Source organism: Streptomyces sp. NPDC060209 (assembly GCF_042728155.1).
Taxonomy (GTDB): domain Bacteria; phylum Actinomycetota; class Actinomycetes; order Streptomycetales; family Streptomycetaceae; genus Streptomyces.
The window spans coordinates 1-10,694 of record NZ_JBHWZS010000298.1; the positions used below are offsets into that span (position 1 = coordinate 1).

The 10,694-nt window shown below is 72.1% G+C and carries 12 protein-coding genes; 3 read left to right on the plus strand and 9 right to left on the minus strand.

Features of this window, described 5'->3' with window-relative positions; all coding sequences use genetic code 11:
* The 4 genes from ACFWFI_RS35440 to ACFWFI_RS35455 all read right to left on the minus strand — a co-directional run.
* A partial coding sequence (locus ACFWFI_RS35440; RefSeq protein ID WP_387398510.1) for an AAA family ATPase occupies nt 1-1,110 on the minus strand: 1,110 nt, incomplete at its 3' end.
* 83 nt (nt 1,111-1,193) lie between these two features.
* Nucleotides 1,194-2,117: an NAD kinase gene (locus ACFWFI_RS35445; RefSeq protein ID WP_387398512.1), complete on the minus strand. Its 924-nt coding sequence runs from the start codon at nt 2,115-2,117 to the stop codon at nt 1,194-1,196.
* Nucleotides 2,114-2,929 (minus strand): TlyA family RNA methyltransferase, encoded by an 816-nt coding sequence (locus tag ACFWFI_RS35450; protein WP_387398514.1) that lies wholly within the window; start codon nt 2,927-2,929, stop codon nt 2,114-2,116. The genes ACFWFI_RS35445 and ACFWFI_RS35450 overlap by 4 nt, the downstream gene beginning before the upstream one ends.
* 7 nt (nt 2,930-2,936) lie before the next feature.
* On the minus strand, nt 2,937-3,251 hold the full coding sequence (locus ACFWFI_RS35455) for a hypothetical protein (RefSeq protein WP_387398517.1): 315 nt from the start codon (nt 3,249-3,251) through the stop codon (nt 2,937-2,939).
* Between the two features lie 42 nt (nt 3,252-3,293).
* Here ACFWFI_RS35455 and ACFWFI_RS35460 point away from each other — a divergent pair, with 42 nt between their 5' ends.
* A complete protein-coding gene (locus ACFWFI_RS35460) occupies nt 3,294-3,641 on the plus strand; it encodes an alkyl sulfatase C-terminal domain-containing protein (RefSeq protein WP_387398519.1) in 348 nt (115 codons plus the stop codon).
* 12 nt (nt 3,642-3,653) lie between these two features.
* Here the strand turns inward: ACFWFI_RS35460 and ACFWFI_RS35465 are convergent, their stop codons facing one another.
* The 4 genes from ACFWFI_RS35465 to ACFWFI_RS35480 all read right to left on the minus strand — a co-directional run bounded on the left by ACFWFI_RS35465 (nt 3,654) and on the right by ACFWFI_RS35480 (nt 7,756).
* Nucleotides 3,654-4,457, minus strand: coding sequence for an ABC transporter ATP-binding protein (locus ACFWFI_RS35465; protein WP_387398522.1), 804 nt, complete (start codon nt 4,455-4,457; stop codon nt 3,654-3,656).
* A 56-nt stretch (nt 4,458-4,513) separates the two neighbouring features.
* Nucleotides 4,514-5,572, minus strand: coding sequence for a FecCD family ABC transporter permease (locus tag ACFWFI_RS35470; RefSeq protein ID WP_387398524.1), 1,059 nt, complete (start codon nt 5,570-5,572; stop codon nt 4,514-4,516).
* Nucleotides 5,569-6,621: a FecCD family ABC transporter permease gene (locus tag ACFWFI_RS35475; protein ID WP_387398526.1), complete on the minus strand. Its 1,053-nt coding sequence runs from the start codon at nt 6,619-6,621 to the stop codon at nt 5,569-5,571. The genes ACFWFI_RS35470 and ACFWFI_RS35475 overlap by 4 nt, the downstream gene beginning before the upstream one ends.
* A 106-nt stretch (nt 6,622-6,727) precedes the next feature.
* Complete coding sequence (locus tag ACFWFI_RS35480) at nt 6,728-7,756, minus strand: HAD hydrolase-like protein (protein WP_387398529.1); 1,029 nt, start codon at nt 7,754-7,756, stop codon at nt 6,728-6,730.
* 72 nt (nt 7,757-7,828) lie between these two features.
* Here ACFWFI_RS35480 and ACFWFI_RS35485 point away from each other — a divergent pair, with 72 nt between their 5' ends.
* Nucleotides 7,829-9,109 (plus strand): DUF1015 family protein, encoded by a 1,281-nt coding sequence (locus ACFWFI_RS35485; protein WP_387398531.1) that lies wholly within the window; start codon nt 7,829-7,831, stop codon nt 9,107-9,109.
* A gap of 87 nt (nt 9,110-9,196) precedes the next feature.
* Here the strand turns inward: ACFWFI_RS35485 and ACFWFI_RS35490 are convergent, their stop codons facing one another.
* Nucleotides 9,197-9,760: a TetR family transcriptional regulator gene (locus ACFWFI_RS35490; protein ID WP_387398534.1), complete on the minus strand. Its 564-nt coding sequence runs from the start codon at nt 9,758-9,760 to the stop codon at nt 9,197-9,199.
* A 108-nt stretch (nt 9,761-9,868) separates the two neighbouring features.
* Here ACFWFI_RS35490 and ACFWFI_RS35495 point away from each other — a divergent pair, with 108 nt between their 5' ends.
* Complete coding sequence (locus ACFWFI_RS35495; RefSeq protein WP_387398536.1) at nt 9,869-10,639, plus strand: SDR family NAD(P)-dependent oxidoreductase; 771 nt, start codon at nt 9,869-9,871, stop codon at nt 10,637-10,639.
* The last annotated feature ends 55 nt before the right edge of the window (nt 10,640-10,694 follow it).

The following is a 10,694-nucleotide window of genomic DNA, read 5'->3' on the forward strand; positions in this document are numbered from 1 at the left end:
CCCGAGGACGGAGAGCTCGGCGCGCAGCGCGTCGCGCTCCGCCGTCAGCTCGCCGATGCGGTCGTCGTCGCCCTCCAGCTCGGTCAGCCGGGTGGCACCGTCCTCGGCCCAGGCGAGCACGGAGGTGATGTCCGTGCCGTACTTGCGGGTGAGAGCGGTGAGCGCGGCACGTCGTTCCTCGACGGCTGCGAGCCGCAGCGGGTCGGCGTCCAGCTGATCGGCGTATCCGGCGAGCTCCCCGGCCACGTCGGCGAGCAGGATCGAGATCTCGCCGATCCGGTCCGCGAGGGCCGCCAGCGCCGGGTCGTGCGCCCGTACGGCGTCCAGGGACCGTCCGGCGGCGGCGACCACCGTGGTGGCGTCGACACCCTCCTGGTCCTCCGGATCGCCCGCGAGCGCCGTGTGGGCGAGGGCGGCCGCGGAGGCGAGCGCCTCGGCGTGCCCGAGCCGCTCGGCCTCGGCGGCGAGTTCGGTGTCCTCCCCGGACAGCGGCTCCACGGCGGCGACCTCGTCGAGGCCGAAGCGCAGCAGATCCGCCTCCTGGGCACGCTCCCTGGCGCGGGTGGTCAGCTCGTCGAGCTCCGTGACGACCGAGCGCAGCCGCCGGTAGGCCGCCGCGTACTTGGTGTGCGGGGCCTCGACGCCGCCGCCCGCGTAACGGTCGAGGGCCTGGCGCTGCCGGGCCGGCTTGAGCAGCCCCTGCTGGTCGGTCTGGCCGTGCACGGCGACGAGTTCGTCGGCGAGCTCGGCCAGCACCCCCACGGGCACGGATCTTCCCCCGAGATACGCACGGGAGCGCCCTTCCGCCGAAACGGTACGGCTGACGATCAGCGCACCGTCCTCGATCTCGCCCCCGGCCTCCTCGGCGCGCACCGCCGCCGCGTCGCCCCGGGACACGGTGATGCGCCCCTCGACGACCGCGGCCTTGGCACCGACCCGCACCAGGGCGGGGTCCGCGCGCCCGCCGAGCAGCAGCCCGAGGCTCGTGACGACCATGGTCTTGCCCGCGCCGGTCTCACCCGTCACCGCGGTGAAACCGGGTGACAGCTCCACCACCGCGTCGTCGATGACTCCGAGCGACCGTATCCGCATCTCCTCCAGCACGGACATGACCTTACGAGGTCCGGGGGCCGGTCTGCGACGGGCCCCGGTGACGGATTCACTCACGCGGGTGTGAGCAGCGGCCCGGGATATCAGTGCGGAGCGCCCCGCCAGCCCTGTACGGGCAGCGCGAACTTGGCCACCAGACGGTCTGTGAACGACGCCTGGTGCAGCCGCGCGAGCCGTACGGGCACCGCGCCGCGCCGCACCTCCACCCTGGCCCCCGCGGGCAGCTCGACGGTCCGGCGGCCGTCGCACCACAGCACCCCGTGCGGGGTGTGCGGCTGGACCTCGACGGCCAGCACCGAGTCGGGCGAGGTCACGAGCGGCTTCGCGAACAGCGCGTGGGCGCTGATCGGCACCATGAGCAGCGCCTCGACCTCCGGCCAGACGACGGGGCCGCCCGCCGAGAAGGCGTACGCCGTCGAACCGGTCGGGGTGGCGCAGACGATCCCGTCACATCCGAACCCGGTCACGGGGCGGCCGTCGATCTCCAGGACGACCTCGAGCATCCGCTCCGGCGAGACCTTCTGGACGGCGGCCTCGTTCAGCGCCCAGTCCGTGTGCACGATGTCACCGTTGGCGTGCACGACGACGTCGAGCGTCATCCGCTCCTCGACCTGGTACGCCCGGGTGACGACCCGGTCGACGACCTTGTCCAGGTCGTCACGCTCGGCCTCGGCGAGGAAGCCCACACGTCCGAGGTTGACGCCTAGCATCGGTACGCCGGAGGCACGGGAGATCTCGGCTCCGCGCAGCAGCGTCCCGTCCCCGCCGAGCACGATCAGCAGTTCGCAGCCGTCCACGGCCGCGGGCGTCGCGTCGGTGACCGTCTCGACGGACGGCGGCAGCGGCAGGTCCTGTGCCTCCACGGCCAGCACCCGTACGCCCAGGCCGTTCCGCAGCAGGCCCTGCACGACCAGCTCGGCGCTGCGGATCGCGGCCGGGCGGCCGGTGTGCGCCAGCAGGAAGACGGTGCGTTCCGCGTTCCCGGTTTGTGCCGCATGCGTCGTCAACGGGGCCCCTCCGCCACTGCACGGTCGACATCCGCGGGGTCCAGCTCAGGTGCGCCGGCCCGCAGCCACAGAAAGTACTCGACATTTCCCGACGGGCCCGGCAGCGGGCTCGCCGTCACACCCTGGACGCCGAGGCCCAGCAGACCGGCCCGGCGCGCCACTTCCCGTACGGCTTCGGCCCGCAGCTCGGGGCTGCGGACCACACCGCCGCTGCCGAGGCGCTCCTTGCCCACCTCGAACTGCGGCTTGACCATGAGCACCAGGTCGGCGTCGGGGGCGGCGCAGCGCGCGAGGGCGGGCAGCACCAGGCCGAGCGGGATGAAGGACAGGTCGCCCACCACCAGATCCACCGCCTCACCGTCGATCTGCTCCACCGTCAGCTCACGTACGTTGGTACGGTCCTTGACGGTGACGCGTTCATCGGACTGCAGGGACCAGGCGAGCTGCCCGTAGCCGACGTCCACGGCCACGACGTGGTCGGCGCCGGCCCGCAGCAGCACATCGGTGAAGCCACCGGTCGAGGCCCCGGCGTCCAGGGCCCGCCGTCCCTCGACCTTCAGCCCCAGGGGCACGAAGGCGGCGAGGGCGCCCGCGAGTTTGTGCCCGCCGCGCGAGACGTACTCGGGGTCGCTGTCGTCCTTGACGACGACGACGGCGGCGCTGGTCTCGACCTGGGTGGCGGGCTTGGTCGCGGTGTTCCCGCCGACCGTCACCCGCCCCGCTGCGATCAGCTGGCTCGCGTGCTCACGCGAGCGGGCGAGCTTGCGGCGTACCAGCTCGGCGTCGAGGCGGCGACGTGCCACTCCTGCCACGTTCGGTTCAGCTCCTGTTGTCGTGCGCGGGCGTCGGTGCGGGTGCGGGCCGTGCGTCCAACGCGGTCAGTTCGTCGCGCAGCCCACGGTGTACATCCTCGTACACCTCGGTGTGACCGTCCGCCGCGAGGTGGTCCGCGTCGGCCAGCCGCTCCAGCCGCGCGTCGACACCGGTGTGGCCCGTGGGGGTGCGGGCGACACCGAGCGGCGCGGGCGGTGCGGGGTCGAAGGAGGGCGCGGGAGGCGCGGCGGGCGCTACCGCGGCTGCTTCGTCCGCCTCGCCCCGCTGCTCCGTGTCCGGCCCCGGCATCCAGTCGCTCATGCGGGAACGCTACCCCGAAGGGCCGGTGTACCGTCGGTGACGATGGCGACCATGGCGGAGTGCCGCAGCGCACTCGACACACTTTCCGGCAATCTGGCGGGGGCCGACGGCGACGTACGCGGCGCCGCCGACCTCGACCGCTCGCTGAGCTGCCACATCAGGGATCTCGACGCGACCTTCACCGGCCGGCTGGCGAACGGCCGGATCAAGGTGCTGGACACTCACGACGGCCCGCCCCGGGAGAAGGCCGAGATCCGGCTCGCGATGACCGGCGACGACCTGGTGGCCATGGTCGACGGCGAGCTGAACTTCGCGAAGGCCTGGGCATCGGGCCGGGTGCGGCTGGAGGCGGGCTTCCGCGACCTGCTGAAGCTCAAGTCCCTGCTGTGACGGGCGGCGGCCTCAGACGGAGGCCGCGGTGCGCTTCTTGCGGGCGGCGGGGACGACGAGCGGCGTTCCCGTCTCGGGATCGTCGATGACCTGGCACCGCATCCCGAAGACCTCTTCCACGAGCTGCGCGGTGACGACGTCGCCGGGCGCGCCCTCGGCGACGATCGTGCCCTCACGCATGGCGATCAGGTGAGTGGCGTACCGGGCGGCGTGATTGAGGTCGTGGAGCACGGCGACCAGCGTCCGGCCCTGTGTCTCGTGCAGTTCCGCGCAGAGGTCGAGTACGTCGATCTGGTGCTGGATGTCGAGATACGTCGTCGGCTCGTCGAGCAGCAGCAGCGGGGTCTGCTGCGCGAGGGCCATGGCGATCCAGACCCGCTGGCGCTGGCCGCCGGACAGTTCGTCGACGTAGCGGTCGGCGAGCTCTCCGACGCCGGTCGACTCCATGGACTCCTTCACGATCCGCTCGTCCTCGGGCGACCACTGGCGCAGCAGCCCCTGGTGGGGGTAGCGGCCACGCGAGACGAGGTCGGCGACGGTGATGCCGTCCGGGGCTATGGAGGACTGGGGCAGCAGGCCCAGCGTCCTGGCGACCTTCTTCGCGGGCATCCGGTGGATGGACTGCCCGTCCAGCAGGACGTCTCCGCCGCTCGGCTTCAGCATCCGGGAGAGGGCGCGCAGCAGGGTCGACTTGCCGCAGGCGTTGGGGCCGACGATGACCGTGAAGGAGTTGTCGGGGATCTCGACCGAGAGGTTCTCGGCAATGGTCCGCTGGTCGTAGCCGAGGGTCACCGAGTCCGCGGTGAGGCGCTGCATGGTCGTACTCCCGGAGTCTGTGGGGATGGTCTGCGAGGTGTCCGGGGTGCCCGGCCTCATATGCGTCCCGCCCTGCGCTCGGACACGAGGAGCCACAGCAGGTAGCAGCCGCCGAGCACACCGGTGACGACACCCACCGGGAGCTGACGGTCCCCGAAGGCGTTCATGGCGGTCCAGTCGGCGACGAGCAGCAGGGCCGCGCCCGTGGCTGCCGCGGCCGCCAGGTTGGGGCCGGGTGCGCGGGTGAGCCGGCGGGCGACCTGGGGGGCGCTGAGCGAGACGAAGACGATGGGCCCGGCGGCGGCGGTGGCCACGGCGACGAGCAGCACCGCGCAGCTCAGCAGGACGAGCCGGGTGCGTTCCACCCGTACACCCAGGGCGTGGGCGGCGTCGTCACCCATCTCGATCATGCGCAGCGCCCGCCCGTGGCCGAGGACCAGGGGGATCAGGACGCAGCAGACCGCGAGCAGCGGCCAGACCTGGGCCCAGTCCCGGCCGTCCAGCGAGCCGGTCATCCAGACGACGGCGCGGGTGGCGTCGACGAGGTTGGCCTTGGTGATCAGATAGTGGGTCGCCGCGGTGAGCATCGCGGCGGCGCCGATGCCGACGAGGACGAGCCGGTAACCGTGCACACCGCGCTTCCAGGCCAGCAGATAGACGGCGACGCCGGTGAGCAGGCCACCCACGACGGCGCCCGCCGCGACCCCGGTGGGTCCACCGTGGAAGAGCACGATCACGACGAGGGCGCCGACCGCGGAGCCCTGGCCGAAGCCGAGGACGTCGGGGCTGCCGAGTGGGTTGCGGGAGACGCTCTGGAAGACCGCGCCGCCGACCCCGAGCGCGGCGCCGACCAGCAGCCCGACCAGGACCCTGGGCAGCCGCAGTTCGGTGACGATGAACTCCTGCTGGAACGTTCCGTCGCCGAACAGCGTGGTGACGACCTGACCGGGTGACATGGGGTAGTCGCCGCTGCCGATCAGCACCACGGCGGCGAAGGCCGCCGCCGCGACGAGCACGGCGATCACGGTGAGCGCCCGCGCGTCCACCCTGAACGAGAGCCCGCCGGCCGTCCGCACGGCGTGGACCGTCTTCGTGGTGTCCTGCGTGGCCTTCACAGCTGGGCCATCCTCTTACGACGTACGAGATGGATGAACACGGGCCCGCCCAGCAGCGCTGTGACGATGCCGACCTGCAACTCGGAGGGGCGGGCGATGACCCTGCCCACCACGTCGGCGCCGAGCAGCAGCACGGGCGCGAGCACGGCCGCGTACGGCAGGATCCACCGCATGTCCGGGCCCGTGATCGTGCGGACCAGGTGCGGGATCATCAGTCCGATGAAGACGATCGGCCCGCAGGCGGCGGTGGCCGCCCCGCAGAGCAGGGTGACGGCCACCATCGCGAGGACGCGGGTACGGGTCAGATGCGCGCCGAGCGCCCTGGCCGTGTCGTCGCCCATCTCCAGCGCGTTGAGCGGCCGGGCGATGAAAAGGGCCAGCAGCACACCGAGCGCGATGAACGGCCATACCTTGCCGACGGTCTCCGGGTTCGCGGAGGCCAGTGATCCCACGGTCCAGAAGCGCAGCCGGTCCAGCGCCGCCGAGTCCAGCAGCTGTACGGCGTTGACGTAGCCGAACAGCGCCGCGGTGACCGCCGTACCGGCGAGTGCCAGCCGTACGGGGTTCGCGGACCGGCTCCCGCCGAGCAGATACACCGCCACGGACACGATCGCGGCGCCGCCGAAGGCGAACCAGACGTATCCGGTCAGCGAGGTGACACCGAAGAAGGTGATGGCCGAGACGACGGCCGCCGCCGCGCCCGCGTTGACACCCAGCAGACCGGGCTCGGCGAGCGGGTTGCGGGTCAGCGCCTGCATCACCGCGCCCGCCAGCCCCAGGGCCGCCCCGACGATCAGCCCCAGCACGGTGCGCGGGACCCGCACATCCCGCACGAGGACGTCACCGTTGGTGCCCGAGTAGTGGAACAGGCCGTGCCACACCTCGGAGAGGGGCAGGGCCTTGGCACCGATCGCGACACTCGCGAGGCACACCAGCACCAGCACACCCACGGCGACCAGCAGGCCCGCGGCTCTCACCGCGTGGCGCCCGGCGCGCGCTTCCGTGGCTGGGGGGCCGGAACTCGATTCAGGGGGACTCTCGACCAACACCTGGTTAGGTTAGCCTATCCTCTAATCTTCTCAACTCCCCTGTACCGCACCAGGTCTTTCGTCCCGACCGGACGCCGGACCGGCCGAGAGGCCCCAGGCCCGGCGCCTACAGGTCCAGTCCGGCCACGGCCTTCCCCGCGTCCAGCCCGCACGAGCCCTCCCCGGCGTGCGTCCACGCCGCACCGCACAGGGCCCGCAGCCCGTCGATCGCGTCGCCCTCGCCGTCCAGCACGAGTGCTTCACCACGCACCGTGGCAGTCCAGCCGCCGCAGCGGAACGCGCCGCCCTCCTCCGACACCTCGGGCTGACCGGTTAGCAGTCCCCGCAGGTCCCGGTCCACGTAGGTCGGGCGGTACTTGGGTTCGGCCGCGATCAGCTGCGCCGCGTCGGTCACGCCGGTGAGGACGAGCAGGGAGTCCACGCCGCCGTTGAAAGCGCCCTCGATGTCCGTGTCCAGCCGGTCCCCGACGACCAGCGGCCGCTTCGCCCCCGTCCGGATCACGGTCTCGCGGTGCATCGGCGGCAGCGGCTTGCCCGCGACCTGCGGCTCGGCCCCGGTCGCGATCCGCACGACCTCCACCGCCGCACCGTTGCCCGGGGCGATACCCCGGGCTCCCGGGATCGTCAGATCGGTGTTCGACGCGAACCACACCGCTCCACGCGAGATCGCGTACGCGGCCTCGGCGAACCGGCCCCACGGGAGGTCGGGCCCGCCGAACCCCTGCGCCACGGCGACCGGATCGTCGTCCGCCGATTCCACCGGCACCAGGCCGCGCTCGCGCAGCGCGACCCGCAGCCCCTCGCCGCCGACCACGAGCACCCTGGCCCCGGAGGGCAGCTGATCGGCCATCAGCCGGGCCACCGCCTGCGCCGAGGTGATCACATCAGCAGGATCGGCCGGCACCCCGAGCTCCGTCAGGTGCTCGGCCACCGCGTCCGGCGTCCGCAGCGCGTTGTTCGTCACGTACGCCAGATGCATGCCACCCTCGCGGGCGCTCCCGAGCGATTCGACGGCGTGGACGATCGCATGCCCGCCCGCGTACACCACCCCGTCGAGATCGAGCAGGGCCGTGTCGTACGCCTCGTTCAGCGCCACGCTGCTCCCGAGCGGCCGGGACCTGTACTGCTGACTCATATGCCTTTGCTCCTCTTTCCATGCCTCTCCCCCGATCATCGCGCATCGCGGAAGCGCACATACGATGCCCGAATGAACACATCCGGGCCCGCCGTCGGCCAGGGGCTGCGGCTGATTCCCTTCCGCGGACTGCGGTACGTCCCCGAACAGGTCGGCAGCCTGGCGGCGGTGACCTCGCCGCCGTACGACGTCGTCGTACGGCCCGACGGTCTGCACCACCTGGAGTCCGCGGACCCGCACAACATCGTGCGGCTGATCCTTCCGCAGGCCGGCACGGCCGCCGCGCGCCACCGCCAGGCCGCCGACACCCTGAAACGCTGGCGCGCGGAGGGTGTCCTCGCCCCGGACCCGGTGCCCGTGCTCTACGTGTACGAACAGCGGGCCGGTGACCTCCTCCAGCGCGGCGTGATCGGGGCCCTGGCGCTCTCCCCCGCGTCGGAGGGTGTCGTGCTGCCGCACGAGGACGTCATGGCCGATGTCGTGGAGGACCGCGCCGATCTGATGCGCACCGCGGCCGCCCATCTCGAGCCCCTACTCCTCAGCTACGCGGGTGACGGCGGGCCGAGCGGCGCGACGGCCGTCATCGAGCGGGTGGTGGAGCGACTCCCGCTCCTCACCACGACGACCGAGGACGGTTTCGGCCACCGTCTGTGGGCCGTCACCGATCCTGCGGAGCGGGCGGAGATCGAGTCCGATCTGTCCCACCGCCAGGCACTGATCGCCGACGGTCACCACCGCTGGGCCACCTACCTGCGGCTGCAGCAGGAGCAGTCCGCCCCCGGCCCCTGGGACTTCGGTCTCGTCCTGCTCGTCGACACGGCCCGGTATCCGCTGCGGGTGCGCGCCATCCACCGGCTGCTGCACCGCCTTCCGGTCACCGACGCGCTCCACGCCCTCGACGGCCTCTTCCGCGTCCGGTCCGTCGAGGGGCCGCTGCCCAGGGCACTCGACGCACTCGCGGGCGCCGCCGCGGAGGGCAACGCCTTCCTTCTCGCGGGCGACGGCCGTTTCCATCTGATCGACCGGCCGGACGCGCGATTGCTCACCCGCACGGTCCGTGCAGACAGGCCGGCGGCCTGGCGCGCGCTTGACGCGACCGTGCTGCACTCCACGCTCCTGGACGACGTGTGGCGGATCCCCGACGCCCCGGAGCACATCACCTATATCCACGAGGCGGCGGCGGCGGTCGAGCAGGCGGAACGGCGCGGCGCCACGGCCGTACTGATGCACCCGGTGCGCGAGGACGTGGTCCGGGACCTGGCCAGACAGGGTGTCACGATGCCCCGCAAGTCGACCTCGTTCGGCCCCAAACCGGCCACGGGGCTGGTCCTGCGCAGCCTCGACATCGGCTGAGGCACGTCGGCGCCCGGAGTTCCGTTGCGGAGCCCGTTCCGAGAGCCCGTCCGCGCGCTCGTTCCGCGAGCTCCTTCGGAGAGCTCGTCAGGGAGTGAAGGCGCGGCGCACGGCGGCGGCGAGGCTGGTACGGCGCCGGGCGTGGTCGGCGGCGGGGTCGGCAGCCGTGGCCGTGTACGTGAGGCTGCCCGGTGACCAGGTCATCGCCATCGCGATGACCATGGCGTGCACATCGGCGGGCGGCAGGGACGGATCGACGAGGCCCGCCTCCTGCGCTTCCGCGATGGCCCGGAGCTTCGGGGTCTCGTCGGCCTCGGCGAAGAGATGCCCGACGGGGGTGCGTTCCAGACGCGCCCAGCCGGCCAGGCGTACGAGCTGCGGGTAGGCGAGGTATGCCTCGTAGAGGCGGACGGCGTAACCGGGCAGGTCGTCGGCGGTCAGCGGTGCGGCGTCGAGGATGCCCTCGACCTGGTCGGCGAGAACGGCGTCGAACAGGCCCTCTTTACTGCCGTAGTAGGCGTACATCTGGGCCTTGCTGACCTTCGCCTGGACCGAGATCCGGTCCACGCGCCCGCCCGCGATCCCGTGCGCGGCGAATTCGGCCGCGCCCGCCTCCAGCAGACGTCGTCTGCTCGCCTGTGCCTTGTCCATGGCACCAGACTAAACGAACTGGTTCGTTTGCGTGATGGCGGGACGGGGGCTACGGTCGATATGAAGAACGAACCAGTTCGTTTTCCATTGAACCCGAGGGGAACCGTCGTGAACACTCCCGCCGTACGCCTGGCCGGCACCGTCGCCCTGGTCACCGGGGCCAGCAGCGGAATCGGCGAGGCCACCGCCCGCTCCCTGGCCGCCCAAGGAGCGACCGTCGTCGTCACCGCCCGCCGCAAGGACCGTCTGGAAGCCGTGTACGCCGATATCCGCGCGTCAGGTGGTACCGCGCATGTCTTCCCGGCCGACATCACCGCCGACGGCGAGGCCGGCTCGCTCGTCGACCGCGTCCTGATGAAGACGGGACGCCTGGACATCCTGGTCAACGCGGCGGGCATCATGCTCGTCGGTCCGGCTCTTGATGCGCCGACGGGGGAATGGCAGCGCAACGTCGACCTGAACGTCTCCGCCCTGTTGAACCTGACGCACGCCGCGCTGCCGCACCTGGTCGCCGCGGCCCGGGATCAGGGGCGCGGGGTGGCCGACCTGGTCAACATCAGCTCCGTCGCCGGGCGGCAGGCCATCGGCGGCGCCGCCGTGTACAGCGCCACCAAGTTCGCCGTCACCGCCTTCAGCGAGGCGCTGCGCCAGGAACTCGCAGCCCAGCACGTCCGCGTCAGTTCCGTCGAACCCGGAGCCGTCGCCACCGAACTCACGGACCACATCCGCGACGGCGTCCGCGAGCACAACGAGGCCTGGTACGCCGCCTTGGAGACCCTCCGGCCCGAGGACGTCGCGGACGCCGTCACCTACGTCGTCACCCGTCCACGCCATGTGGCTGTCAACGAACTCCTCGTACGGCCGACCGACCAGGTCTGACGCTGTGTGCCCTCGTCGAAGTCCGAACGCAGAAGAGGGCGGCACCCGCTGTGGG

Bases quoted from the DNA above. Each gene is read 5' to 3' on its own strand.
- ACFWFI_RS35490 (WP_387398534.1), bottom strand. From the start codon at position 9,760: ATGGACAAGGCACAGGCGAGCAGACGACGTCTGCTGGAGGCGGGCGCG.
- ACFWFI_RS35480 (WP_387398529.1), bottom strand. From the start codon at position 7,756: ATGAGTCAGCAGTACAGGTCCCGGCCGCTCGGGAGCAGCGTGGCGCTG.
- ACFWFI_RS35465 (WP_387398522.1), bottom strand. From the start codon at position 4,457: ATGCAGCGCCTCACCGCGGACTCGGTGACCCTCGGCTACGACCAGCGG.
- ACFWFI_RS35460 (WP_387398519.1), top strand. From the start codon at position 3,294: ATGGCGACCATGGCGGAGTGCCGCAGCGCACTCGACACACTTTCCGGC.
- ACFWFI_RS35455 (WP_387398517.1), bottom strand. From the start codon at position 3,251: ATGAGCGACTGGATGCCGGGGCCGGACACGGAGCAGCGGGGCGAGGCG.
- ACFWFI_RS35485 (WP_387398531.1), top strand. From the start codon at position 7,829: ATGAACACATCCGGGCCCGCCGTCGGCCAGGGGCTGCGGCTGATTCCC.